The 25,344-nt window shown below is 59.4% G+C and carries 25 protein-coding genes and 2 pseudogenes; 13 read left to right on the forward strand and 14 right to left on the reverse strand.

From position 1 onward, the window contains the following. Window positions 1-30: 30 nt before the first annotated feature. The 4 genes from MUN84_RS02560 to MUN84_RS02575 all read right to left on the reverse strand — a co-directional run bounded on the left by MUN84_RS02560 (window position 31) and on the right by MUN84_RS02575 (window position 3,940). A complete protein-coding gene (locus MUN84_RS02560; protein WP_244696514.1) occupies window positions 31-171 on the reverse strand; it encodes a hypothetical protein in 141 nt (46 codons plus the stop codon). A gap of 81 nt (window positions 172-252) precedes the next feature. Further along, complete coding sequence (locus MUN84_RS02565; RefSeq protein ID WP_244696515.1) at window positions 253-549, reverse strand: hypothetical protein; 297 nt, start codon at window positions 547-549, stop codon at window positions 253-255. 215 nt (window positions 550-764) lie between these two features. Beyond that, window positions 765-3,314 (reverse strand): TonB-dependent receptor, encoded by a 2,550-nt coding sequence (locus MUN84_RS02570; protein ID WP_244696516.1) that lies wholly within the window; start codon window positions 3,312-3,314, stop codon window positions 765-767. Between the two features lie 344 nt (window positions 3,315-3,658). Then, window positions 3,659-3,940 carry a winged helix-turn-helix domain-containing protein gene (locus MUN84_RS02575; RefSeq protein WP_317239087.1) on the reverse strand — a complete coding sequence of 94 codons (282 nt, stop codon included), beginning with the start codon at window positions 3,938-3,940 and terminating at the stop codon, window positions 3,659-3,661. A gap of 286 nt (window positions 3,941-4,226) precedes the next feature. Between MUN84_RS02575 and MUN84_RS02580 the strand changes: the two genes are divergently transcribed. After that, window positions 4,227-4,907: a hypothetical protein gene (locus tag MUN84_RS02580; protein ID WP_244696517.1), complete on the forward strand. Its 681-nt coding sequence runs from the start codon at window positions 4,227-4,229 to the stop codon at window positions 4,905-4,907. Between the two features lie 177 nt (window positions 4,908-5,084). Here MUN84_RS02580 and MUN84_RS02585 read toward each other — a convergent pair whose 3' ends face one another. From MUN84_RS02585 to MUN84_RS02600, 4 genes are all read right to left on the reverse strand, one after another. Continuing rightward, window positions 5,085-5,483: a response regulator gene (locus MUN84_RS02585; RefSeq protein WP_244696518.1), complete on the reverse strand. Its 399-nt coding sequence runs from the start codon at window positions 5,481-5,483 to the stop codon at window positions 5,085-5,087. A 205-nt stretch (window positions 5,484-5,688) separates the two neighbouring features. Further along, entirely contained in the window at window positions 5,689-7,986 is a 2,298-nt protein-coding gene (dnaB, locus tag MUN84_RS02590) for a replicative DNA helicase (protein WP_244696519.1), read from the reverse strand. Next, window positions 7,974-8,177, reverse strand: coding sequence for a DnaB-like helicase N-terminal domain-containing protein (locus tag MUN84_RS02595; RefSeq protein WP_244696520.1), 204 nt, complete (start codon window positions 8,175-8,177; stop codon window positions 7,974-7,976). Before MUN84_RS02595 ends, dnaB begins: the two co-directional genes overlap by 13 nt. After that, window positions 8,177-8,332, reverse strand: a complete 156-nt coding sequence (locus MUN84_RS02600) for a hypothetical protein (RefSeq protein WP_244696521.1) — start codon at window positions 8,330-8,332, stop codon at window positions 8,177-8,179. The genes MUN84_RS02595 and MUN84_RS02600 overlap by 1 nt, the downstream gene beginning before the upstream one ends. A gap of 304 nt (window positions 8,333-8,636) precedes the next feature. On the opposite strand from MUN84_RS02600, the pseudogene MUN84_RS02605 reads away from it, so the two are divergent. The 3 genes and pseudogenes from MUN84_RS02605 (at window position 8,637) to MUN84_RS02615 (ending at window position 10,803) form a co-directional block, all read left to right on the forward strand. Then, window positions 8,637-10,020, forward strand: a pseudogene (locus tag MUN84_RS02605) (UDP-N-acetylmuramate--L-alanine ligase). 75 nt (window positions 10,021-10,095) lie between these two features. Beyond that, a complete protein-coding gene (locus tag MUN84_RS02610) occupies window positions 10,096-10,557 on the forward strand; it encodes an alpha/beta fold hydrolase (protein WP_244696522.1) in 462 nt (153 codons plus the stop codon). 48 nt (window positions 10,558-10,605) lie between these two features. Beyond that, the gene (locus MUN84_RS02615) at window positions 10,606-10,803 is read left to right on the forward strand and encodes an alpha/beta fold hydrolase (protein ID WP_244696523.1); all 198 of its coding nucleotides are present in this window, start codon (window positions 10,606-10,608) and stop codon (window positions 10,801-10,803) included. 59 nt (window positions 10,804-10,862) lie between these two features. On the opposite strand, the gene MUN84_RS22725 is transcribed toward MUN84_RS02615, so the two are convergent. The 4 genes from MUN84_RS22725 to MUN84_RS23490 are packed head-to-tail and all read right to left on the reverse strand — an operon-like array spanning window position 10,863 to window position 12,381. Then, on the reverse strand, window positions 10,863-10,988 hold the full coding sequence (locus tag MUN84_RS22725; protein WP_262920617.1) for a hypothetical protein: 126 nt from the start codon (window positions 10,986-10,988) through the stop codon (window positions 10,863-10,865). A 2-nt stretch (window positions 10,989-10,990) separates the two neighbouring features. Then, complete coding sequence (locus MUN84_RS02620) at window positions 10,991-11,560, reverse strand: hypothetical protein (protein ID WP_244696524.1); 570 nt, start codon at window positions 11,558-11,560, stop codon at window positions 10,991-10,993. Window positions 11,561-11,584: 24 nt separating this feature from the next. Next, window positions 11,585-12,046, reverse strand: coding sequence for a M48 family metallopeptidase (locus tag MUN84_RS23485; protein WP_317239088.1), 462 nt, complete (start codon window positions 12,044-12,046; stop codon window positions 11,585-11,587). Next, on the reverse strand, window positions 11,986-12,381 hold the full coding sequence (locus MUN84_RS23490; RefSeq protein ID WP_317239089.1) for a hypothetical protein: 396 nt from the start codon (window positions 12,379-12,381) through the stop codon (window positions 11,986-11,988). The genes MUN84_RS23485 and MUN84_RS23490 overlap by 61 nt, the downstream gene beginning before the upstream one ends. 311 nt (window positions 12,382-12,692) lie before the next feature. Here MUN84_RS23490 and MUN84_RS02630 point away from each other — a divergent pair, with 311 nt between their 5' ends. The 3 genes from MUN84_RS02630 (at window position 12,693) to MUN84_RS02640 (ending at window position 15,692) form a co-directional block, all read left to right on the forward strand. Then, on the forward strand, window positions 12,693-13,307 hold the full coding sequence (locus MUN84_RS02630) for a fumarylacetoacetate hydrolase family protein (RefSeq protein ID WP_244696526.1): 615 nt from the start codon (window positions 12,693-12,695) through the stop codon (window positions 13,305-13,307). Window positions 13,308-13,686: 379 nt separating this feature from the next. Beyond that, the gene (locus tag MUN84_RS02635) at window positions 13,687-14,496 is read left to right on the forward strand and encodes a M23 family metallopeptidase (protein WP_244696527.1); all 810 of its coding nucleotides are present in this window, start codon (window positions 13,687-13,689) and stop codon (window positions 14,494-14,496) included. Continuing rightward, a complete protein-coding gene (locus MUN84_RS02640; protein ID WP_244696528.1) occupies window positions 14,460-15,692 on the forward strand; it encodes a hypothetical protein in 1,233 nt (410 codons plus the stop codon). Before MUN84_RS02635 ends, MUN84_RS02640 begins: the two co-directional genes overlap by 37 nt. Window positions 15,693-16,015: 323 nt before the next feature. Here the strand turns inward: MUN84_RS02640 and MUN84_RS02645 are convergent, their stop codons facing one another. Further along, complete coding sequence (locus MUN84_RS02645) at window positions 16,016-17,356, reverse strand: NAD(P)/FAD-dependent oxidoreductase (RefSeq protein ID WP_244696529.1); 1,341 nt, start codon at window positions 17,354-17,356, stop codon at window positions 16,016-16,018. A gap of 223 nt (window positions 17,357-17,579) precedes the next feature. Between MUN84_RS02645 and MUN84_RS02650 the strand changes: the two genes are divergently transcribed. From MUN84_RS02650 to MUN84_RS02675, 6 genes and pseudogenes are all read left to right on the forward strand, one after another. Continuing rightward, complete coding sequence (locus MUN84_RS02650) at window positions 17,580-18,149, forward strand: lipocalin family protein (RefSeq protein WP_244696530.1); 570 nt, start codon at window positions 17,580-17,582, stop codon at window positions 18,147-18,149. A 112-nt stretch (window positions 18,150-18,261) separates the two neighbouring features. Next, window positions 18,262-18,711, forward strand: coding sequence for a thioredoxin-dependent thiol peroxidase (gene bcp, locus MUN84_RS02655; RefSeq protein ID WP_244696531.1), 450 nt, complete (start codon window positions 18,262-18,264; stop codon window positions 18,709-18,711). A gap of 246 nt (window positions 18,712-18,957) precedes the next feature. Further along, window positions 18,958-19,860, forward strand: coding sequence for a transketolase (locus tag MUN84_RS02660; RefSeq protein ID WP_244696532.1), 903 nt, complete (start codon window positions 18,958-18,960; stop codon window positions 19,858-19,860). A gap of 153 nt (window positions 19,861-20,013) precedes the next feature. Next, a complete protein-coding gene (locus MUN84_RS02665; RefSeq protein WP_244696533.1) occupies window positions 20,014-21,411 on the forward strand; it encodes a vWA domain-containing protein in 1,398 nt (465 codons plus the stop codon). Between the two features lie 122 nt (window positions 21,412-21,533). Further along, complete coding sequence (locus MUN84_RS02670; RefSeq protein ID WP_244696534.1) at window positions 21,534-22,295, forward strand: phytanoyl-CoA dioxygenase family protein; 762 nt, start codon at window positions 21,534-21,536, stop codon at window positions 22,293-22,295. A 115-nt stretch (window positions 22,296-22,410) separates the two neighbouring features. Further along, window positions 22,411-23,366, forward strand: a pseudogene (locus MUN84_RS02675) (transketolase family protein). 333 nt (window positions 23,367-23,699) lie between these two features. Here the strand turns inward: MUN84_RS02675 and omp85 are convergent. Beyond that, window positions 23,700-25,097: an Omp85 family outer membrane protein gene (omp85, locus tag MUN84_RS02680; RefSeq protein ID WP_244696535.1), complete on the reverse strand. Its 1,398-nt coding sequence runs from the start codon at window positions 25,095-25,097 to the stop codon at window positions 23,700-23,702. Window positions 25,098-25,344 lie beyond the last annotated feature (247 nt).

Genomic DNA, 25,344 nt, shown 5'->3' on the forward strand with positions numbered 1-25,344 from the left:
AAAGGCCGCACGGACCCGTGAGCTGAAAGGTCAGCTCCTGATAATGAACCAGAAAAACGAAGGAAGAAGGGGTAGGGCCCAAAACAGACCTACCGCGCCGGGCTGCCCGCTGTAAAGCAGCAGGATACCACTGGCCTGCTTGCAGGCCGCCAGAAAAAGGGCGTAGGCCACTACGGACGCGGAAGTATCAGCGCAGCCGGCTAGACCCGGCAGGTTGCCCGGCCCCAAGGAGTAGCAAAAGCCCGTAAAGAATTAGGCGCGGGCCGGCGGGCCGCGTAGAGAAGCCCCATCCAGCAGGTGGGAGGCCCGGCACACCGGGGCCTGGGGCCGGTACAGTGCATAGGCCAGCAGGCGCACGGGTTCCGGCAGCTTAATGGGCACCGCCGGCTGGAAAGGGGCATTGTACAACTGCTCCGCAAAGCAGTGCTGGTGCTTGGCCGAAAGCAGGGCCTTGTGCTTGCCCAACGTAACCGTACTGCTGGTCAGGGGCACATGCTCGGTGTGCTGGTGGAAGTGCAGGCGCAGGACAGCGGCCTCGGGTGCTAACACCCGAAGTAGCAGGCTCAATAGCCACCACGCTATGATTCTACGCCCTGTACGCACTACCCTTGTTTCCACATAATGGGATGCAAGGTAGAATAAAAATTACATATGCATCAATGATGCATTTAATAAAGACAAGTTAAAATGCGGCTTACTGAAGCAGTGCCCTAGCCCCCACCCTTCTACTGCACGGCAACCCGACAAACGCAGCAGGTCCGTGCTTACAGTCCGTAGGTTACCTGCAGGTAGTAGAGGCCGCCCACGCTGGGGCCGCCGAGGTAGCTCACGTAGTACTGGTTGAGCAGGTTGCTGGCGCCTAGTTTGAAGCGCAGGTTAGGGGTCGGCACCGTGTAGCTAACCTGGGCATCGAGGGTGCTGTAGGCGGGCACGTAACCCGTTACCAGGAAGGTTTGGGAGTAGTAGCGGGTTTGCCAGCGGTAGTTAAGCCCGAAGCCAAAGCGCTTATAAACATCTTCATTGCCCAGGCTGAGGTTGTAGGCCCAGCGTGGAGTGTTGAAGCCGTCTTCCAGCCCGTCGGCCGATTCGGTGCGGTCGAGGCGGGTGTAGGTGACGTTGGCCCCGGCCAGGTAGCCGCCGGCTACGTCGTAGCGCAGGCCCAGGGAGCCGCCGTAGTTGTAGACTTGGCTTTGGGAGTTGGTCCAGAGGCGGTACCGGGCCTGACCGGCGCGGGCACTCAGGGCGGTGGCAATGGTACTGAGGTCGGTGCCGGTGGGTAGGAGCTGGCCGGCCGCGTTAACGGGCACGTAGGCTTCTACCTGGGCAATAAAGTCGCGGTAGGTGTTGTAGTAGAAATCCACGTCGGCCAGCAGGCGCCCGCCGGGTAGCAGGGCCGCCTTGTAGCCCAGCTCCAGGGACTTGATGTGCTCAGGTTTCAGGTAGGTGTAGGGGTTCTTTACCAAGGTGCCCTGGTTTTTGGCAACAGCCTGGCTGCGGGTGAGGCCGCCGGTGTTCACGTCGCGCGTGATGGCCGCGCTGAACGCATCGATGGAGCTGCGCAGGTAGCTATTCTCAAACACCCCGTCCGACATCACCCTTAGCCCCCCAATGCGCTTTACCTGCCCGCTGTTCACGTTGGAAAAGCCCTCGAACAAGCTCGGGAAACGGTAGCCGCTCTGGTAACTTACCCGGAAGTTATGGCGCTGGGTGGGCGAGTACACGGCCGTCAGGCGCGGGTTGAAACGGGTAGTGAAGTAGTCGTTTTTGTCGGCGCGTAGGGTAGCCGTGAGGCGGAGTTTCTCCTGGAACACCCGCGCCCCGGCCTGCACGAAGCCGCCGGTTTTGCCGTACGTGAGCGTGCTGTACGGGTCCTCCCCGCGTTCGGGGTTGATGAAGTAGTTGCCGTCGGGCTGAATAAAATAGGTGCGGTGGTCGAGGCCCACCAACACGTCGGCCCAGGCCGGCAGAAGCTTGCCATTCCGCCGCAACGCCTCGCCTACGTTCACTTGCCCTTCGGCGTGGAGCAGGTCGGCTTGCACGCGCAGGGCCGCGCCCTGGTCCCAGTTGTTAATGTCGGCTAGCTCCTGCAGGCGCTGCTGAAACGCGGGCGTACCGGGCTGCAGGCGGCCGGCATCGGCGGCGGTGCGGGCCGCGGCATGGGCCTGGGCTACCGTCTGGCCGGCCTGGGTGGCGGCGTTCCAGGCGGCGGTGTAGTCCTGGTTCCAGCGGGCATCGGGCTTAAAGCTACGGTCCAGGTTTTCGGCCATGGAGCGCAGGTTATAGCTCCGACCAGTGTTTTCCTGGGTGATGTAGGCGCGGGCCTGCACTACGGGCGTGGTCAATTGCAGGGCGTGCTGCTGGAGGTGGTAGTTGGTGAGCTGAAACCGGTTGCTGCGCTGGTACACGTTATCGAAGTTGCTACCCCGGTAGGTATAGGCTAGCTCGGCCGTGGGCGTCAGCTTGTAGTGCAGCGCGGCGTCGTAGCGCACGGTTTGCAGGCGGTAGTCTACCACGTCCTGCTCCTGGTAGCCGGTGCGGGCCACCTGGTAGGTTTTGCCGCCCAGCGTGAGGTTCGAGCGGTTGGAGGATTCGTTGCCGTAGCTGCTTACCGGGTCACGGGCGGGATTATCGGGGCCAAACAGGCCGGTGGTGGCGTTGCCATTGGGGTTGATGTCGGTCTGATCCGTAGCCATCCAGTCGTAGCCGCGCAGGTAGGTACCATTTACTTTGAAGGCCAACTTGGGGCTCAGGGCCTTGGCGTAGCGCACGCTGGTTTCGGCAAAGGCGTGGGCCCCGGTGTGTGGGTCGCTGATGTGGTTCACGCCTACCTTCTGCTGCAGGCTCAGCCCTTCGCTCCGAAACGGATTCCTCGTGCTGAAATTTGCCAACCCGTTAATGGCGTTCAGCCCGTAAAGCGCGGCAGCCGTGCCCGGCACAATTTCTACCGCCTGAATATCCAGGTCGCTCGGCCCCAGCACGTTGCCAATGGGCCCGCCGATGTGGGGCGCCTGGTTGTCGATGCCATCCACGAGCTGCACGAAGCGCACGTTGGTGGTATTGCTGAAGCCCCGGGCATTTATCACCTTGAAGCCCAGGCTCGGCGTAATTACCTGCACGCCCTTTACGTGCTCAATGGCCTCGAAAAACGACGGAGCCGGCGTGAGCCGCAGCTGCCGCGCCGTGAGCTTCTCCACCGTCACCGGCGACTGTAAGATGCTCTCCTCCACCTTCGAAGCGGCCACCACTACCTCCCCCAGCCGCGTGGTATCCGCCAGCCCCGACTGCCGGAGCGGCCGCGGATTCTGCTGAGCCATACTCACGAGCGGCAAGCTGCCAAGCAGCAGTAACGGGAACTTCGCAGAATGCAGGAAAGGGAGCGTAGCGTTGGACATGCGTTATATTTTGCCAAACATAACGCTAGAAATCGGAAATGGTTAGAGGTGCCAAAAGAATCTTGGCAACAAGAAAAGACCGTCATGCGGAGCGAAGCGGATCGTAGTCGAAGCCTCTCTACCGCTCCGCCCACACTGAGCTAGTCAGCGGTAGAGAGGCTTCGGCTGCGCGGACGCCAGATCAAGCAGGACAAATGCTTTGGCACTAGCAGCACGCGAGATGCTTCGGCTGCGCCTCTGCATGACGTTCTATGGGCAGTACCTTCTTACAATAGTAACCGCTTTTCTTCCGCTGCCAGAAACTCCTGGAACCTATCCTGCAGGGCCCGGAACTCCTGGATGAGCTGCTGGCCTTCGGGGGTGACTTCGGCGCCGCCGCCGCGCTTGCCGCCGGCTTGGGTATGTACCAAAGGGGTAGTACTCTGGGCGTTGAGGGAGGAAACTAAGTCCCAGGCCCGCTTGTACGACATGCCCATTTGCTGGGCCGCCTTCGAGATAGAGCCGTGCTCCTGAATGAGGGTAAGCAGCTCCAGCCTACCAATTCCCATGAACCGGTCGTCGGGGTTTCTACCCAAAGGCGGCCGTTGAGGCGGAACGTTAGGTCGTTACGGAGCAGGTTTTTCATGCTGTAAAGATGCGCGGGCGCAGAGTTTGAAATTGCAGCCGCAACAAGAAAATAACAGCCTAACTGAGGCGCACAGCTTAGTGCAGTAGCATCTAAATCAGAAAAAACATAACCTCATCTGCAACCTACAGGCCGTTTTTTGCGCATAGGGTAGCAAGCAGTCAGACTGGCTGTTGCTATCCGTTTACCTCTTAACGCAATTCAACTGCATGGAACCTACTAAATCTGCCACTCCTACCAACGAGGCGGCCGGCTCGTCCGCAGCTGATCAGCCCCAGAACGCGCAACAAAACGCTGGCACCCAGCAAAAGTCAGGAGCTGAATCTACTAGCAATGCCTCCAATCAGCAGCAATCTGGCGGAGCCAAGAACTGGATGGAACAAGCTGGCTTGCAAAAAATTGTTGACCAACTGCCTCAGGGCGTCCGTGAGTTTCTGCCCAATTCCTGGGAGCAAATCACCAAACTGACCACCACCCAAAAAGTAGCCGGTGCGGTAGCGCTGGCTGGCCTGAGCTACCTGGCCGTGCGCTCCGGCAAGTCGTCGGACAAGCCTTCTGGCAAATCGGGCAACAAGTATGGCAGCAAATACGCTGGCAGCACCGAGTCGCAGCGGCCTAACCAGAACTACCGTTCCGGTAGCCGGGTGCATCCTTCCGACTATTCTACTTCTTCCCACGTCGACGAAAGCCGCCGCATGGATAAGGGCCCGAACCGTAACACCGGAGCTAGCTTCGACCGGCAAAATGAAAACCGGGTTGGCAGCTACAACTCTGATGGCTCTACCTATTCCTCCGGCTCCGACTACAACGACCACTCCGCCTCCAGCGGCCGGAGCACAGGTTACCGCGGCACGTCCGGCAGCAGCTCCGATTTCGGGAGCGGGGTCTAGCCGCTTCCGGCGGTACTAGCCCAACCAGTTACTTGATTCCCTAAAAAGGGCCGCGGAAATAGTTTCCGCGGCCCTTTTTGCTTCTGCTGTTGGGCATTTCTAGCTGGTGCGGGTGGCTACACGTTTAGCTATTGTGCTGAACGTGGAGTGAGCGGGTAGGCTCATTACGTCGGCTAGTTAGCTTACCGTCGCTAGGGCAAGGTCACGGATGCTTAGCTCAACTCCTTCTTGTAGTTCCTCCACAGTGGGCGGCTTGGGTAGGCAACGATAGTTCAGCAACTGCGAGGGTAGCACCTGTGGCTCCCCACCGGGCCGGTAGTCCTGGAGTACCAGCACCGGAATCAGGCTTGCGTACTGCTGCTGAATCAGCCGGACTGTTTCCAGACCGCCCGGAGTTCCTTTCAGGCTTGCGCTAACAAGGATAAGGTCTGGCCGCTGCCGGGCAGCCGCTCGCACGGCTTCTTGGCTCGTTGACGCCACTACCACATGCTGGAAGCCCCAGGCTGCGAGTTGCCAGCTCAGTCCGTACTGAAAAATACAGGCGTCTTCTATCAGGAGTACGTGAAAGGGAAGCATAACCAGAGCTGAAAGCAATAACGCCAGGCCAAAAGTCGCCTTTATACTATATTCCTATATCAGCGTAAACACGGATTTACAGGGTACTTTTCACGTAATTATTGCGCCTGATGTAGCCTAACATTACGTAGCGCCGTGGCACTGCGCCGAGGGTACCAACGAAAAGCGCCAGCCGGAAACCAGCTGGCGCTTGCAGAAAGAGGAGTTAAAAGGGCGGCGGCCCATCATCGAAGGTGCTGCGCGGGAAGGGCTGCGCGGGCGGTGGCCCATCGTTGTTGATGCGGGAGCCCAGTCTGATGGTGTTCGGGGCAAAGCCGGTTTGGTCGTCGTCGAAGGTGCTGCTGGGGAAGGCCCCGGGGTTAAAGCCCGCATCGCCAAAGCCGCCGGCCCCGTCCAGGTCAGCAAACTTGGTGAAGCGGCCAATGAACTTCAGCTGCACGGTTTCCAAGGAGCCGTTTCGGTGCTTGGCAATGATTACCTCACCAGTGCCCTGGGTAGGGTTGCCCATTTCATCCTCCGTAATCTTATAGTACTCAGGTCGGTATAGGAAGATTACCATGTCGGCGTCCTGCTCAATAGAACCTGATTCACGCAGGTCACTAAGCTGGGGCTTCTTGTCGCCGCCGCGGGTTTCCACGGAGCGGGAAAGCTGGGAAAGGGCCAACACCGGCACGTTCAGTTCCTTGGCAATGCCCTTGAGCGCCCGCGAAATCGAGGCAATTTCCTGTTCGCGGTTGCCCCCACCCTTGCCATCCGTGTTACCCGTCATCAGCTGCAGGTAGTCGATGATGATCATCTGGATGTCGTGGTGGGCCTTGAGGCGGCGGCACTTGGTGCGCAGCTCCCGGATGCTCAGGCCCGGCGTATCGTCAATGTAAATCGGGGCCGAGGATAGGGCCGAAATCTTGTGGTTCAGCTGGGCCCACTCGTAGTCGGCCAGGTTGCCCTTCTTAATCTTTTCCGAGTCCAGTTCCGCTTCCGCCGAAATCAAACGGTTCACGAGCTGCAACGAGGACATTTCCAGCGAGAAGATAGCCACTGGCTTCTTGAACTCCACCGCCGCATTGCGCATGGCTGACACCACGAAGGCCGTATTGTGGGTCACGGTCATGTCTTGAAGCAGGAACAGGCGGTTACCGTCAATGCTAAACCCGTAGTAATCATCCTCCCCGTCCGCCTCCACCGAAATGCCGGTCATGCGCCAATCAACCTTGCTGGCCCACGGCTGGGCCTGCTTGCGCGCCACCCGCACCGGCACCCGGTTGATGTCGCCGTAGATGCGCACGCGGTACACTTCACTCTCGTAGCCACGGGCACTGATAGCGGCCCGCTTCTTTTTTAGCGACGTACGGAAGCCCAGCGAATCAGCTAAAAACTTAATTTGGCGGGCCAGTCGGTGGTTTTTTTGTGTGATTTCGTAGCCGTTGGACACTGGGTCCAGGTGCCCATCGGAATCAATCAGGCCGGCCAGCAGGCGCAGGCGGCTTTCGGTGCTGTTGCTGAGGTAGGCTTGTGGAATGTGCTTGTCGCCGAGAACACCCAGCTGACGCAACTCGTCTTGCAAGGAATACTGCGCCAGACTACCTCCCTGCCGGCCGCGGGTGATGCCGTAGCTGTTGCAACGGTTTTCTACTACCCCTACTGTCACTTGCATGTCCAGCTCGGCGGCGTACTCATGCAGGTACTCAATGATTTCCGCATCCTGACCCGTAATGCGGCAGTTGTGTGAGGAGCCGTCGCCGAGCCATAGCCCTAGGAAATACGGGTCAACCGGCACGGGCTGGGCGGCAAACTCCACGGCTACTTTATAGCCTTTATAATTAGAGCGAAACTTCTCGGATTTTGTCAGCCACTCTTTTACCGTGATGTTGAGCACGTCGCCGTGGCGGTGCGGTCCTTCGGTGCGGCTCCGCTTCAGGGACAGAATATGGCTTTCGTTGACGCGGTAGTTTTCGCCTTTGTTCTGGCGCACCCAGTACATCTGCTCCCGGCCGCGGGCAATGCTCAGCACCCGGCGCGGAGTCGAATCGTCGCCCATCAGCAACTCGCCAGCCCGCACGTCTTCCACATTGCGCAGCGTGCCATCAAACATCAGCACCTTGGTGCCTTTGCCGAGGCACTTGCCCATGCCAGGCCGCGCCGCAATAATCACTAAGTCAGAGGGTTGCCAGCCGCTGGTTACCCGGTCCAGAGCCGAGAAGCCCGAGGGCACGCCGGTCAGGCCATCCTTTTGGTCCTTCTTCTCCTCCAGCTCCTTAATGGCCTTGCCCATCAGGCTGCGCATGTCGTCGAAGTTCTTCCGAATGTTCGATTCGGACACTTCAAACAAGGACTGTTCGGTGCTGTCGAGCAGGTTGAAAACGTCGGTCGTGTCCTCGAAGGCGTCGCGCTGAATGTCGCTGGCAATGCGAATTAGCTCGCGCTTAATGGCGTTTTCGGTGATGATGCGGGCGTGGTACTCAATGTTGGCCGCCGAGTTGACCTTGAACGTTAGGTTGGCCACGTAGTGCGCCCCCCGGCCGCTTCCAGCTCCCCCATTTCCCGCAGCTCGTGCGTGACAGTCAGAATATCAATGGGTTCCGATTTGTCGAACAGGTTCAGAATGCCCTTGAAGATGCGCTGATGCCCATCTTTGTAGAAGCTCTGGGGCTTGAGAATATCAATTACGGTGGTGAGGGCATCCTTCTCCAACATCAGGGCCCCAAGTACGGCGGCTTCCAGCTCCAGGGCCTGGGCGGCAGCTTGCCGGCCGGCCCTCCCATGGGTACCGCGGCGGGGCGGCTGCTCCAGGCGGCTTTGGCCCGCGAGGCCGATAGTTTCAGGCGGTCATCCATCCGGTCGTTCATCACTAGGTAAGCACTACAAGGTAAGCAGGTTGGGCGGTTTGTAGCTGAGCACCGGGATATTTCCTCCCACTCACCGCCCATTTTTGCAAAGGGGTACAAAGCTAACGGCTGAGTCCTACAATCTGGAAGGGGTGGGAAAGGTTTCTTTTTGTTGTGTGGTGGCAGGCGACAGATGACCAGGGGTAGGAGATAGGGTGTGGTGACAAAAGCAGTTTACCTACTATACCTGTCACTTGTCACGATTCACCCCGTCACCCATCACTTCACCCGAAACCTTACCTTTGCCGCCTGCTTACCTATATATTGAATGACTGCTACTCCTTCTTCGCTCCAACGTCTGCACCTGATTGCCGTCGGGGGCAGTATTATGCATAATCTGGCCCTGGCCTTGCACCAGCGCGGGGCCCAGGTAACGGGCTCCGACGATGAAATTTTTGAGCCTGCTAAAAGTCGCCTGGCCACGGCTGGACTGCTACCGGTGACGGAAGGGTGGTTTCCGGAAAAGATAACCCAAGACCTCGACGCCGTGATTGTGGGCATGCACGCCCGCCCGGATAACCCGGAGCTGCTGCGGGCCCAGGAACTGGGGCTCCGGGTGTACTCATTCCCAGAGTTTATTTATGAAGCTTCCCGCAACAAGCAGCGGGTTGTGATTGGGGGCTCCCACGGCAAAACCAGCATTACCTCCCTGATTCTGCACGTGTTGCGCTACCACCAGCGGCAGTTCGACTACGCCGTAGGCGCTCAGTTGGAGGGTTTTGAGCTGATGGTGCAGCTCACCGACGACGCACCCATTATCATCATTGAGGGCGACGAGTACCTTTCCTCCCCATCGACCGGCGGCCTAAATTCCACCTGTATCAGCACCACATTGGCGTGATTTCCGGCATCAGCTGGGACCATATCAACGTGTTTCCGACCGAGGAAATTTACCGCGAGCAGTTCAAGATTTTCGCCGAGATGACGCCCAAAGCGGGCATACTCATCTACGACCAAGACGACGAGCAGGTCCAGCTCGTGACCGTGCCCAGCAACCCCGATGTTACCTACATCGGCTACGGCCCGCATGAGCACGTGATCCGCGAGGGCAAGACCTTCCTCATCACAAAAAAGGACGATGAGGTGCCCGTGAAGGTGTTCGGGGAGCACAACCTGCGCAACATTTCGGCCGCCAAGGAAGTGTGCAAGCAACTGGGCATCAAGGGCAAGGACTTCTACGAGGCTCTGGGCTCCTTCAAGGGCGCGGCCCGCCGCCTGGAACTCGTGCGCGAAGGCGAGGACTCGGTGGTGTACAAGGACTTCGCCCACGCGCCCAGCAAACTGAAAGCCACGGCCACGGCCTTCAAGAAACAGTACCCGAAGCGCAAGCTGGTGGCCTGCCTGGAGCTGCACACGTTTAGTTCGCTTAACCCGGCCTTCCTGCCCCAGTACGCCCACACCTTCGACACGCCCGACGTGGCCGTGGTGTATTTTAACCCCCACGTGCTGGAGCACAAGCGCCTGCCGCCCCTCCCCCCGAAGCCGTGCAGCAAGCCTTTCAGCGCCCCGACCTGCACGTGTTTACCGACAGCCGACAGCTAGCCGAGTTCTTGCACGCCCAGAACTGGCAGAACGCAAACCTGTTGATGATGACCTCGGGCACGTTTGACGGGCTAGACCTGACCCAACTGGCCACCGAAGTGACAAAGTAGCACCAGGCAACGGGTGCCCGCTCATCTCCCTTGTGGGGCGGACCAGGCACCCGTTACCGCTGTCGAAATCAAGACATGCAACACACTATTTTGCTTCTGCATGGGGCCTTGGCTTCAGAAGCGCAGCTGAAATTCTTAACCCGGGAGCTGCCGCCTTTCTACGCGGTGCACTCCTTTTCCTTTACCGGGCACGCCGGCCGCCCCCTGGCGGCGGCCGACTTCACGATGAAGTGCTTTGCCCAGGAAGTAACAGAATTTATCCAGCGCCAAAGCTTGCCGCCGGTACACGTATTTGGCTACAGCATGGGTGGCTACGCGGCCCTGAGCGCCGCCGTAACCGCGCCCGAACTGTTTCGGAGCATCACTACCCTGGGCACCAAGTTCGACTGGTCGCCGGCCACGGCCCTGGGGAAATGCGCCGGCTCGATGCCGAGGCCATGCGCGAAAAGGCACCGCAAGTTGTGGAGCAGCTTACGCGCCTGCACGCCCCTACCCCCTGCCCGAGTTACTAACCGCCACCAGCGCCATGCTGCGTAACCTCGGGGAAGCACCTCTGCTGACCCCGCCAAGCTCTCTGAGTTGGAGGTGCCGGTGCAGGTACTGGTGGGGGAGTTGGACAAAACGGCCGGCGTAGATGCCTCCCGCCACTTCGCCGACCACATGCCTCGCGCTACCTTCGAAATCATCATGAACACGCCCCACGCCCTGGAAAAGGTAAACCCCGACTTACTGGTTAACCGCATTGCCCGCTTCGTGGAAACGGTACAGGAAGGTATGATTTGATAAGTAGCACTACGGCTCACGCACGAAAAAGCCCGCCAGTTGGCGGGCTTTTCTCTTATTCAGCTTGCTTGTCCTGGTCGTCGGGCGGGGTGCTGGGGCGCGGGTTTCGGTTTGCGCCGGTCGGTAGTAACCAGCAGGGCCAGGGCCGTAAGGGAGAGGCGCAGAATCCATTTCCGACTGAGCATGGCTAACGACGCTGAAAAAAGCCGTTGGTTTCTTCCACGCGCAGGTCGCAGCGGCTGCCGCCGGTGTTTTCCTCGCAGGTGGTGCCCACAATTTCGTTTTTCTCGAAGTTGAAAAAGCAAAACGTGCAGCCTACCCCCGTGATGATGTAGCGGGCCGCATTGGAGCTTAGGTACAGGCTGTTATCAGAAGAAGTTTGCAGGGGCAGGGCCATGGCCCGAAACATGCCGTTGCGCAAGCCCATGCCTACCAGGTAGTAGACAGCCTTGTCCTTGGCCGTTTCCTGCACTTTGCGAATAACCGTTTTGTCGATGGCCGTGCCGTCGCCGAACTGCCGGGTGAAGGCCGCAGAAAGCTGCTCCCGAGGCACGATGTAACGGATTTTTCCTTCCGCTACTTCCGCCACCTGCTTGCTGCTGGCTTCCAGCTTCCGACGGTTCACGGCATCGGGGTCGGTGGAGGGCGAGCTTACTTCGGGAAAGCCCCGCTTGGTGGTTTCGCAGGCGCTCAGCCCGCCTACCAGCAGTGCTCCTCCCGCCAAGCCGGAAAATAATAAACGCAGAAAACGATTCATTCGAGCTAGATAAACGGGCCGTGCTTAACGGCCTTTATAGTACGTGCGAGCCTCGGGCAGCTGCTTCTGGATGTCCGCGATGCGCGTGCCGTTTGAGGGGTGAGTGGAAAGGAATTCGGGTGGGGAAGCGCTGTTTTCCCGGGCGTCCATGCGCTGCCAGAACGCCACGGCACCGTCGGGGTTGTAACCAGCCATGGCCATAAAGATAAGCCCCAAGTGGTCAGCTTCCGACTCCTGGCTGCGCCCATGCTTGAGCATGCCCAGCGAGGAGCCTACGCCCACGGCCTGCAGGAACACATTCTGGGTAACCGTGGGACTCTGGCCTACAGCCGCTGACAAGACCCCACCCAGCCCCTGGGCGGCCATCTGCTGGCTCATTCGCTCGGAGCTATGGCGGGCTACGGCGTGGGCAATTTCATGGCCCATTACCACGGCCAGGCCGGTTTCATCCTGAGTAATGGGCAGAATACCGGTGTACACTGCCACCTTGCCCCGGGCATGCACCAGGCGTTTTCCTGCTTATCATTCAGCAAGTTAAACTCCCAGGCGTAGCCTTCCAGTTGGGCCTGGGCATTCTGCTGGCGGAAGTACATTTCCACGGCCTGCTGAATGCGCTGGCCCACTCGCTTCACCATGGCCGCCTCGTTGCCGCTGTTTACTACCTGGCTGGAAGCCAATACCTTCTGGTATTCCGTGGCGGCCATGGTATTCATTTCGGTGTCGGAAACGAGGCTGAGCTGCCGGCGGCCGGTGATGGGTACGGTGGCGCAGGCACTAGCCAGAAACAGGCAGCTAGCCAAAGCAATTTGAGGGAGTTTCATGTGGTAAAGGTGCTGAAGACAGAGACAAGAGCGGGGCTACCGCTCCGCTTGGGTTTTGGGCGGGGGTAGCAGGCAGTAGATGGAATGCTATACGTGAGGCGGCGGTCAAAATGTTTGCAGCACCACCGACAGCCGGAGCGCAGGGACGAATTTTGCTTTTTCGGCGCCGCGAATTAAGGCTACTTTTGAGGACTTTGCCCTGAATGAACCCGGGTTAGCCAGGCTGCTTTGCTGCGCCACAGCACGCTTTTCTGCCCGCTCAGTTTCCTTCCGGCCCCTACCCCTACCTACTACGCAAGCCTTTCTACCCCATGAAAATCCTCTGCATCGGCCGTAACTACGCGGAACATATCGCTGAGCTTCAGAACGAAACACCCGACGCGCCCGTCATCTTCGCCAAGCCCGATACGGCCCTGCTCCAGCGCAACCAGCCGTTTTTCATGCCCGATTTTTCCCAGGACATCCACTACGAGATTGAGCTGGTGCTGCGCGTGTGCAAAAACGGCAAAAACATCGAGGAGAAATTTGCTCCTACCTACTTCGATGCCATTGGGCTGGGCATCGACTTCACGGCCCGCGACCTGCAAAGCAAACTCAAAAGCAAGGGCCTACCCTGGGAACTGGCCAAGGGCTTCGACGGCTCGGCCCCTATCTCGCAGGAATTCAAACCCGTAGCTGATTTCCCAGACCTCAAGAACATTGATTTCCGGCTGGAAGTAAATGGCGAGGTGCGCCAGCAGGGCAACTCCAGCCTCATGCTCCACGATTTCAATAAAATCATCAGCTACATCTCCCAGTTCATCACCTTGAAAATGGGCGACCTTATTTTTACGGGCACGCCCAGCGGCGTGGGTCCGGTAAAAATTGGGGACCAGCTGACCGGCTACCTGGCCGGCGAGAAGCTGCTGGACCTGGCTGTAAAGTAAGGTTTACCGCGTTTGCCTTGCCGAACTCGAGAGGCGCCCCGGATGGCTAGGCTAATCGTCAGTTTGCATCTCGTTGGCGCTGAGGTTGTGTGGCGTGGCCTGCCGAGCAACGTGGGGAATCTGGTTTTCGGCAAAGCAGGTAAGCCAAATTCTTCGCGCTGCTCGGCAGGGCCAGCAGTGGGCTGTTAAGCTCCCAATTGCTGTACTACCGAGGTGCGAATCGAAGGGTGATGTAGTTACCTGTCGCGTCTCAATAGCCCGTACTTGTGTAACCCTATTCGGTGGCTGTCCGTCCGGGGAAGGCACGATAATGGCTAGCACGTGCCCGGTCGCCGAGGGCGGCCACCCCTTTTCCGTTGCTGAATTCCTTTTCTGTTGAATGCCTGTTTTGTTGACTAACCGGTCGCGCCGCCTGCTGAGCGTGGCCCTTCCTTTTCTGCTGCTAGGGCTGCAGCCCGCTTCTTGTGGGGGCCAGGAGCCCGACTCAACGGAGAAACCCCAGGTTGCCCAGCCGTCTGCTACCCCCGCTGCCGTGCCTCCGGTTGCTCCCGGCTACTTCCTTTTCCCCATCAAGCCGGGCCAACAGAATTTCCTGGCTGCCAGCATGGGCGAGTTGCGGCCCAACCACTTCCACGGCGGCCTCGATATCAAGACCGATGGCCGGGTTGACTTGCCGGTATACGCCGCGGCCGAGGGCTACATCTCGCGCATGAAGCAGAGCAGCTTCGGCTACGGCAACGTGCTCTACATCACCCACCCCAACGGCCTGACGACGGTGTACGGCCACCTTAACCACTTTAAGGGGCCCGTGGCCGAAGAAATGCGCCGCCAGCAGTACCAGAAGCAAACCTACGAGCTGGAGCTGTTCTTTAAGCCCGAGCAGTTTCCGGTGAAGCGCGGCGAGGTAGTGGCGCTGTCGGGCAATACGGGCGGCTCAGCGGGCCCCCACCTGCACTGGGAGGTGCGCACGGCCGAAGGCGGGCAGCTGAACCCGCTGCAATGGGGCGGCTTCCAGGAAATCCAGGACCACGTAGCTCCTAGCCTGCAAGCTTTTGCGGTAGAGGCGTTAGGCATTGATGCGCGCGTGCAGGGCCGCTTTGGTAAAGCCGTCTTCGTGCCCAAGGCCCCGCCGTTGCCGGGCGGGGGGGCTACGTGTGGGCCGATACAATTCCCGCTTACGGCACGGTAGGCCTACTGGTGCAGGGCTTCGACCGATTCGACCAGGCCTGGAATAAGAATGGGTTTCAGAAGGTAGAAGTGCAGGTGAACGGCCAGCCCCTGTACAGTCACGTCGTCGATAATATTCCGTTTCCACTCGGCTCCCGGCAGGTTAATCAGCACATGGACTACGAGTGGCGCTCTACCCAGGGCCGGCAGCTGGAAAAGCTATTTGTGGATGATGGCAACGAGCTGAGCATCTACAAAACCGGGCCCAGCAAGGGCAAGCTGCGGGTAGAAGCCGGCAAGCTCTACAGCGTGGAAATCCGGATGAGTGATTCGTACGGCAACAGCACGCCCCTGCGCTTTGTGCTGCGCGGCACGGAGCCAGCCTACCGCAAAACCCGCTCGGCGGCCGTGAAAACGCCGGGCCTGCGCTACGATGTTAGCCGCAACCTGCTGGTGGCCGTTGCGGCCGACCCCGACACGGCCGCCGTGGGCGGCAACCTGACTCTGTTCAGGGGCAACCGCCGCCTCACCCTCAAACCCAGCTACACCGAGCAGAGCCAGAACGTGTACCTCTACGACCTGCGCGCCGGCCGCCCCGATTCCTTGCAGTTTGGCCGCATCACGAAGCGGTTTGAGCGCCAGGCGCAGATTCCGGCGGGGCAGGAATATGGCTTCTCCACGGCCAACCTCAGCCTGGGCTTTAGCCCCCACACGCTGTTCGACACGCTGTATGTGCAAACCAGCTATAAGGCGGGCCTCTGGACGGTGCAACAACCCCGCACTCCCCTGTTCGAAACCCTGGCCCTCACCCTGAAGCCCGAAACACCCGTAGCGGACCCGCGTCGCACCGCTATTTACGCCGTTACGGCCAAGGGCGGCAAGGCCTACGTGGGCGGCAAGTGGCAGGGCAACACCATCACGGCTCCCATCAAAACCTTCGGGCAGTTCCGACTATTTACGGATACCATTCCGCCTTCCGGCCGCCTGATTAGCCGAGGTGCGGCAGGGGTAGTGTTCAAGGTTGGCGACGACCTCTCGGGCCTGGCTAGCTACAAGCTGGAAGTCAACGGGCAGTTTCATCTGCTGCGTTTTGAGCACAAGAACTCCACCCTCTTCACGGAGCGCGACGATAAGCTGGGTCCTGCCCTGCGCGGTCCGGCTACCCTCTACCTCACCGACCAGGCTGGCAACGAAAAAGCCATTCACGTAACGCTATAAACTGGCTTGTCAGCCACTTAAAAGGGCGGCTTTCCTTAGCAGGAAAGCCGCCCTTTGTTTTGCTCGATTAAAACCCGCTTCTGTCATCCGGAGCCCAGCAAAGGACCTCATTACAGTAACACGATTGTCAGTTGCTACGACTCGTACAAGCGTGATAATGTCCTTCGCGGGGCTCCGGATGACAGTTCCTAAATAAACGTTAACCTGTTCTTTGTCATTCCGAGCGGGAGCGAGGAATCTGGGTTTCGATAGTGAGGCTAACTCAGGTTTCTCCCTTCGTTCGGAATGACAGGGGTGAGAAACGCAGGTGTGAGGGATGACAGTTAATCGACGGTTTGTTGGCGGACGAATTCTTCGCCCACTTTGTCGCCGGGCTGCACGTAGGGCTGGATGATGATGCGGGTGCCGCGCTGGTAGGTAAAGAGACGGTAGAGCCAGTTGGTCATGACAATCAGCTTGCTACGGAAGCCGATGAGGTAGTAAATGTGCACGAACAGCCAGGCTACCCAGGCAATAAAGCCTTTCAAACTCCTGTTGCCCGGTAAATCGGCCACGGCGCGGGCGCGACCCACAATGGCCAGGGAGCCTTTGTCGAAGTACTCAAACGCCTCCCAGGCTTGGTTGCGAAGCTGGCGCGTCAGGTTTTTGCCCAGCAGCCGGCCTTGCTGCAAGGCCGGCTGAGCCACCTGGGGGTGACCCTTCGGCCACTTTTCCGACTTCATCAGGGCAATGTCGCCGATGGCGAAAATATCCTCGAAGCCCAGCACTTGATTAAAGTGGTTGACCAGGTAACGGCCTCGCTCCAAGGATTCCGGAGGCAGCCCCTCCACGGTGGCGCCAGCTACCCCGGCGGCCCACACCAAGGTGTGGGTCTGAATTTGTTCCCCATCCTTGAACGTCACGGTTTCGCCGTCGTACGATGACACCAGCTTGTTGAGCTTGATGCTGACGCCCAGTTCTTCTAAGTACTTATGCGTGTTTTTGCTTGATTCGGGGGAGAGAGGCGGCAACACCCGGTCGAGGCCATCAACGAGGTAGATGTTCATCAGCCGGAAGTCGAGGCCAGGATAGTCGCGGGGCAGCACATGACGCCGCATTTCGGCCAGGGAGCCGGCCAGCTCCACGCCCGTGGGCCCGGCCCCGGCAATAACAATGTTGAGCAGGCTCTGGCGCTGAGCCGGGTCCTTGGTAATATTGGCCTGCTCGAAGCTTTGCAGCAGCTGGCTGCGCAGGTTCACGGCGTCGGTCAGGTTTTTAAGACCGAAGGAGTTGTGCTTGATTTGCTCGTTGCCAAAGTAGTTCGACTTGGTGCCGGTAGCAATAACCAGGTAGTCGTACCGCACGTCACCGATAAGGGTAGTAACGGTTTTGGCGGCGGGGTTGATGGCCGTGACCCGCACGAAGCGGAAGTGAAAATCGTTCCGGTCGTCGAAGAGCTTGCGAATGGGCTCGGCAATGGATTCGGGTTCCAGGCCGGCGGTAGCCACTTGGTAAAGCAGGGGCCAGAAGCCGTAGTAATGCTGCTTGCTGAGCATTACTACCTGAAACTGGTCGTCGGGCAGGTACTTGGTCAGGTTTACGGCCCCAAAACCACCACCAATTACCACCACGCGGGGCTTGGTCGTGTCCGGAATATTGAGCGAGAGTTGTTCCAGGTGCAGCATAAGCGGAAAGGAAGAATAGCTACCAACTATACGGTCGGGCGCACAAACTGGCTGCTACTGTCGACTCTGCCCCGGGTTTCGCCTGTCCATAACCATCTGGCCCAGGGTCCTATTTCCTATTTTAGAGGTAATATCCGGCCCCAACATCCCGGGACCGGGCCGCGCGGGCATCCCCCGTGCCAGCTGGCCCGTACTGGAGGCATCTTCCTACCTATTTCTTATTATGGCTAACCTGCTCAAACGCCGTCGTCCGGTGTTGTTTGCCGCCGCGGCCGCCGTGGTTACAACCGGCGTGGCCGCGTACACCTACGCCCGCCGCAAACTGCACGCCCCCCTACCCACCGTGCCGCACGTAGACCTGCACAAGTACATGGGCCTGTGGTACGAGGTGGCCCGCCTGCCCACCCGCTTCGAGAAAGGTTGCCAGCACGTTACGGCCGAGTATAAGCTGCAACCCGGTGGCAAAGTGCGCGTGCTCAACACCTGTCATAAGGAAGGTCTCAACGGCCCCGTAGAAACGGCCACCGCCACGGCCCGCGCCGTGGACAGCACCAACAGCAAGCTGAAAGTGCAGTTCTTCTGGCCCTTCGAGGGCGACTACTGGATTCTGGACCTGGACCTTTCCGATTACCGCTACGCCCTGGTAGGCGAGCCTGCCCGCAAGAGCCTGTGGCTACTAAGCCGCACCCCCCACCTGGAGCGCAGCATCCGCGACCGGCTGGTAGCCCACGCCCGGGACCTAGGCTTCCCCGTCGAAAACCTCCTGTTCACGCCCCAGCCGGTAGGTGAGTAGTGAGTTGGTGACATGGTGAGTTTTCTGTTCAAACCGCACCAGTTGCGCCTACAGAATGGCAAACTCACCATGTCACAACTCACTATTTCGTCACTCCTCTTACCTTCGCGCCATGGCACTACCTCAAGTGGGCGAACAGGCTCCGGCCTTTGAAGCGCCCGACCAAAACGGCACCATCCACCGCCTCCAGGACTACGCGGGCCGCAAAGTGGCTCTCTACTTCTACCCCAAGGACGACACTTCGGGCTGCACGGCCCAGGCCTGCAACCTGCGCGACAACTATCAGAGCCTGCTCGGGGCCGGCATTCAGGTGCTGGGCGTGAGCATCGATTCGGAAAAGTCGCACCAGAAGTTCGCCGCCAAGTACGAGCTACCGTTCCCGCTGTTGGTAGATGCCGACAAGAAGCTAGCGGAAGCGTATGGGGTGTGGCAGGAAAAATCGATGTACGGCCGCAAGTACATGGGCACCATGCGCTACACCTTCCTGATTGACGAGCAGGGCCGCATTGAAAAAGTCATTACCAAAGTCGATACCAAGAACCACGCGGCCCAGCTGCTGTAACAAACGTGGAAGCCTCGCCTGTTTCGGCGGGGCTTTTTTGTGGGCTACAGCGGTAATAATTCCTCTACTGGTTTTTCCTGTGAACCACCTCTCCGGTTGGCTGCCGTCAATCGTCAGGCTCCTGCCTCTCCGCCGAAGAGGGGCCGTGAGGTGGGGTGCCCCGCCCGAACAAAGCCCACGGCATACCACCTCTCCCCTTCGCCCAACTTCCTACCTTTGCTTTCCCATTAACTCCTAACTGAACTCATGGCTCAGGACACTTCATTTGCCGCATCTTCCGAAACCCACGCTCCCGATGCTACCACTTCCGTAGCCGAGCTCAAGCAAATTGCCTCGCAAGTGCGGCGCGACATCGTGCGCATGGTGCACGCCGTGAACTCCGGTCACCCCGGCGGCTCACTGGGCTGCACCGATCTGCTGGTGGCGCTTTACTTCAAAGTGATGAAGCACACGCCCGAGCCCTTCGACATGAACGGCGTTGGGCAGGACCTGTTTTTCCTTTCCAACGGTCATATTTCGCCGGTATTCTACTCGGTGCTGGCCCGCTCGGGCTACTTCCCCGTGGGCGAACTGGCTACCTTCCGTAAGCTGAACTCCCGGTTGCAGGGCCACCCTGCTACCCACGAGCACCTGCCCGGCGTACGCGTGGCTTCCGGCTCCCTGGGCCAGGGTCTGAGCGTAGCCATTGGGGCCGCCCAAGCTAAAAAACTCAACAACGACGACCGGAAGGTATTTGTGCTCATGGGCGACGGGGAACTGGAAGAAGGCCAGATTTGGGAAGCGGCCATGTACGCCCCCCACCACAAAGTCGACAACCTAATTGCCTTCGTGGACCGCAACGGTCAGCAGATTGACGGCCCCACCGACAAAATCGGCGGCCTCGGCGACCTGCGCGCCAAGTTCGAAGCCTTCAACTGGCGCGTGCTCGAAACTGACGGCAACGACCTCGAAAAACTGCTACCCACCATCGAAGAAGCTGTGCAGCTCAGTGGCCAGGGCCAGCCCATTATGGTGCTGATGGACACGCAGATGGGCTACGGGGTCGACTTCATGATGGGCTCACACAAGTGGCACGGCGTGGCCCCGAACGACGAGCAACTCGAGAAGGCCCTGCAGCAGTTAGCAGTGGAAAAGGCTGGCGACTACTAATATCTTACGCGTCTGTCCTGCTTGATCTGGCGGCCGTGGAGTCGAAGCATCTCTACCTCTGGCTAACTCCAATCATCCAACGAAGCGGTAGAGATGCTTCGACTGCGCCTCCGGCTCCGCTCAGCATGGCCGTTCTTTTACTCCTCGCCTGAAATGCGCTACTCGGTTTTGGTTGCGTGCTTGCTAATGAGCCTGCTGGCTCCCTGGCATAGCCGTGCCCAAAACGTAGCCCCTACTCAGCCCCGGACTACCCGTATCCTGTTCGTGCTCGACGCATCGGGTTCGATGCGGGCGCCCTGGGAAGGGCAGCAGCGCTGGGACGTGGCCAAGAACCTGCTCTCGAAGATGGTGGACTCGCTCAATGCCTACCCCAACCTGGAGCTAGCCTTGCGCGCCTACGGGCATCAGCACGAGAACAAGGAAAACAACTGCGAGGACTCGAAGCTAGAGGTGGCCTTCGCGCCCAAAAACGCGGGGGCCATTAAAGCGCGGCTGAAAACCATTGAGCCCAAAGGCAACACGCCCATTACGTACTCGCTTTTGCAGTCGGCCCAGGACTTTCCAGTTGACCGTACGGCGCGTAACGTATTGATTCTGATTACCGACGGCCTAGAATCCTGTAAGGGCGACCCGTGCGCCACGGCTGTAGCCCTGCAGCGCAAGCATGTGTTTCTGAAGCCGTTCGTGATTGGCATTGGGGCCGAGCGGGAGTTTGGGAAGCAACTGGAATGCCTGGGGCAGTACTACAACGCGGCCGATGTGAAGACCTTTCGCTCTATCCTAGGCGACGTAATAGCCCAAACTCTGGCCAAGACCACCGTAGCCATCAACCTGACGGATGAGGGCGGCCGGCCAGTAGAGTCGAATGTGAACATGACGTTCCTGAACAACGTCACGGAGCAGCCGGAGTACAACTACGTGCACTTCCGCGACGTCCAGGGCAAGCCCGATGTGCTCGACATCGACGCCCTGCAGAGCTACGATTTGGTCATTAACACGGTGCCGCCGGTGCGCCAGCAGAACCTGCCCATCCGTCCTGGCCGGGCCAATGTGCTGACCTACAAAACGCCCCAGGGCACGCTCTGGCTCCAGAACCCGAGCCTCTCGCCCAACCCCTATGGCACGGTGCAGGCCGTGGTACGGGCCCAAGGCAACCCAGCCACGGTAGTAGCCTTACCTTTCGGGAGCCGGCAAAAGCTGCTGGCCGGTACCTACGAGGTGGAGCTACTGACCCTACCCCGGCAGATTCGGCGCATCACGGTGAAGCAGGGCCAGGAAACGGCCGTGACCTACGAGGCGCCTGGCATCCTCAACATCGTTTCGGACCTGAAGGGCTACGGCAGCATCTACCGGCTGAACAACGACGAGTCGCAGACCTGGGTGTACAACCTGCCCGACGGGGGTAGCAGCAAGATTAACCTCCCGATGCAGCCGGGAGCGTACCGCTTGGTGTTTCGCACCAAAACCGCCACCGGCAGCAAGTTCACCGATGTCCGCAACTTCACCATCCGGCCGGGCCAAACCAGCTCGGTCAGCATTTTCGGGAGATGAGAAATACTGCACCAGTGAAGAAGATAAACGAGAACGGTCATGCAGAGCGCAGCGAAGCATCTCGCGTGCTGACGCCTGCAACGACGCCACGCGAGATGCTTCGCTGCGCTCTGCATGACGTTATGCCAGGGGCAGTTCAACACTTACGGAAAAAAGGCTACGCAACCTTACCCGACATCTACTCCCCGGTAGAGGTAGCAGCTCTGCTCGAAACCATCGAGGCAGCAGAAGCCACTTCATCCAACTTCCGGCGTAGCCAGGACGTGTTTGCCATTCGCAACCTGCTGGGCGAGATTCCGCAGCTACGGGAGCAACTCCTGACGCCCCGGCTGCGGGAAGTGCTGGCGGCGCTGTTCCCCGGTGCCACTCCGCATCTGACCAAGGCTATCTACTTCGACAAGCCCGCCGGCTCTAACTGGCTGGTGGCTTGGCACCAGGACGTGATGATTAGCGTGGACTGTCGGTTGGATTTGCCAGGCTACGGCCCTTGGAGCAGTAAAAGCGGCGAGGTAACGGTACTGCCGCCCCGCGAGATTTTGGAAAGCATTATCACCCTACGCCTCCACCTCGACGACTGCGACGAAACCAATGGCGCCTTGCGGGTAGTACCCGGCTCCCACCGGCACGGCATCATCCCCAATGAACAGCACCCAACCTACACGCCCCAGGCCGTTACCTGCCCCGTACCAGCCGGTGGCCTGATGCTGATGCAGCCCCTGACGCTTCACGCCTCGAACCGCAGCACTAGCCCCCACCCGCGCCGTGTGATTCATCTGGAATTCAGCACCGCTGAACTACCCGAAGGACTGCAGTGGCGGGAGCGACTGGAATTGCACCCCACTAAAGAACGTCATTCCGAGCCTGCGAGGAATCTCGCCTGCTGATGTTGAATCACTACCACAATGTCAACACGCGAGATGCTTCGGCTGCGCCTCTGCAGGACGTTTTTCTAAACCAAAAATAAGATCCTAAGTCCCTAAGACCCCACGTTCCTACCTTATGAAAGACTTTCCCTACACCGAATCCAAGGATACCCGCAGCGGCTTTGGCGCGGGCCTGCAAGAGCTGGGCAAAACTAACCCCAACGTGGTAGCGCTCTGCGCCGACCTCATCGGCTCGCTCAAAATGGACGCCTTCATCAAGGACAACCCCGACCGGTTCTTCCAGGTGGGCATTGCCGAAGCCAACATGATGGGCCTGGCCGCCGGCCTCACTATCGGGGGCAAAATTCCCTTCACGGGCACTTTCGCCAACTTCAGCACCGGCCGCGTCTACGACCAGATTCGGCAGAGCATTGCCTACTCGGGCAAGAACGTGAAGATCTGCGCTTCGCATGCGGGCCTGACGTTGGGCGAAGACGGGGCGACTCACCAGATTCTGGAGGACATCGGCATGATGAAGATGCTGCCCCACATGACCGTCATCAACCCCTGCGACTACAACCAGACCAAAGCCGCTACCATCGCCATTGCTGACTACGAAGGCCCGGTGTACCTGCGCTTTGGCCGCCCGGTAGTGCCCAACTTCACCCCGCCGACCAGCAGTTTGAGGTAGGCAAAGGCATTGTGCTCAACGAAGGCACCGACGTGAGCATTTTCGCAACCGGCCACTTGGTATGGAAGGCCATCCTGGCGGGTAAGCTCCTGGCCGAGAAAGGCATCAATGCCGAAATCATTAACATCCACACCATCAAGCCCCTTGACGCTGAGCTGGTGCTGCAATCGGCGCGCAAGACGCGCTGCGTGGTAACGGCTGAAGAGCACCAGATGAACGGCGGCCTCGGCGACTCCATCGCTCAGCTGCTCATCCGCGAGGAGCCCCTGCCCCTGGAAATGGTAGCCGTCAACGACTCCTTCGGCGAGTCGGGCACACCAGACCAGCTGATGGAGAAATACGGCCTCAACGAGCAGGCCATTGTGGCCGCCGTGGAGAAAGTAATGGCCCGCCGGAAGTAAGCTTCCAGCCCCAGCTAAAAAACCCCGCCCCGGTTGCTCTGGTAGCAGCCGGGGCGGTGGTGTGTTCAGCAGGTTTCGTTTGTCATTCCGAGCCCAAGCGAAGAATCTGGGTTGTCTTCCAGAGGCTGACCCAGATTCCTCGCTCGGGCTCGGAATGACAGGAAGCGTTTGTGACCTTTCATTTCGACGCAGGGACATGGATAGCAAGAAAAAAGCCCGTCGTGCAGAGCGCAGCGAAGCGTCTCGCGTGCTGATGTTGCTATGCTAACTCAACGATTCGAGCGAGATGCTTCGCTACGCTCTGCAGGACGAGCTTTACAGTGTTCACGCGCCTTAAAATACCTGCCCGATACCAAAGAACAGCAGCTGGTCTTCTTCGGAGCGGCCGTAGTCCAGGAACACGATGGTGGACAGGTTCCAGGCGACGCGGGCGCCCATGCCGTAGGAGGTTTTGATGTCGCGGAAGCTCAGGTCCTGCCAGCGGTTGCGCACGGTGCCGGCATCAAAGAAGGGCGCCACGCCCAGCCCGAAGTTCTGCTTGCCCAGCTTCACATCGGCCAGGCGCACGCGCAGCTCGGCGTTGGTAAAGGCCACCGTGCGGGCCAGAAAGCGGTTTTGGCGGTACCCGCGCAAGGACTGTCGCCCGCCCAAAGCGTTGATGCTACCGTCGGGGCTCCACTGGTCCTGGAACTCAAAAAACGGCGCTTTGCGGCCGAAAATAGTGCCCGCCGCCGCCCGGCCCGCCAGCACGGTACGTTTGCCAAAGGGTAGCTTCTGGTAGGCTCGCCCTTGCAGGAACACCTTGTTGAAGTTGAACTGCGAGCCAATAATCTTATTTGAAAACTCGTTGGCTGCTTCAAAATACCGGCCTCTCGTAGGATCGGGGTCAAAGTCGCGGGTGTCGTAAATAAGGGCGGTTTGCACCAAGGACACCCACCCTCCGTTGAGGCCGAAAATTCGCCCCTGCTCGAAGTCCCGCTCTAGCAGCGACTTGCCGTTGGGCGCCTTCTCGGCGTCGCCAGTGGCCGGATTGGTGGCTTCGGTGCGCGTGCCGGTAAAGGTTTTGTACTGCAGATTCTGCAACTCGTAGCCGCCCATTACCCGCCACCGGCCTTTGCCCAGGGCGTAGTCGGCTTTGAGGTTGAGCATAAACTCGGTTTCGCGGAAGCGGTTCGACAGCGCGTCGCTGACGAAGGAGGCCTCCCCGGCCTGGCCGGGCCGCAGTTGCTTGCGGGCCGCGTTGTAGGCAGCGTAGGTAGCAAATGTTCTGGCCGGGTCTGAGGGTAGCCGCAGCTGGCCCAGCGTGGCTTCATCAAGGCCGAAATACAGGTTGGCGGGGTTTTGCTGGGCCTTGAAATCGACCCGAAACCGCCAGCGCGAGCCCCGGTAGTAGGGCACATCAGCCGACAAAGACAGCTCGCGGGCGTTGGTGGTGTAGTAGGCTACGTTGGCCTTGAGGTGAGCCAGGTAGGGCGTGTAGGCGAACAGGGGATTGTCGCGGGTGCCGTTCCAGTACACATTGGATTTGATGCCCACCCCGAAGCCCGTCACGGGGTCCGAGGAGAGGTCGGGCAGGCCGGTAACGAACCTACCCTCCCGCTTCTTGGCCAAGTCGGCGTCCGACATGCGCTTGGAGCGGATAAAGGACAGGCTGTCGGGCTGTTGGGCCCAGGCAGTAAGGCCCAGGCCCTGCAACAGTAGCACCAGAACTAGGTGGCGGGGTGGTTTCATTTTGTAAAGTATAGTCAGGCAGCTCAACGCTAAGGCAGCGGGCTGCTACAACGCACTCCGGGCCGCAGTTGTTACTCAGCGTGACCATGGCCGCTTGCAACTCATGTCCAGGCTTCCCACGACAAGCACCACCTCGGCTGATTGGTGAGAAAGTCAAGGCTGTTTCCTTACGTAGGCTGTCCTACGGCGGCGGAGCCGAAGCAGGCCACTTTTTGCTACCTAGTAACAGCTCCAGGTAATTCGTGCG

This window comes from Hymenobacter sp. 5516J-16 (assembly GCF_022919335.1).
GTDB lineage: Bacteria > Bacteroidota > Bacteroidia > Cytophagales > Hymenobacteraceae > Hymenobacter > Hymenobacter sublimis.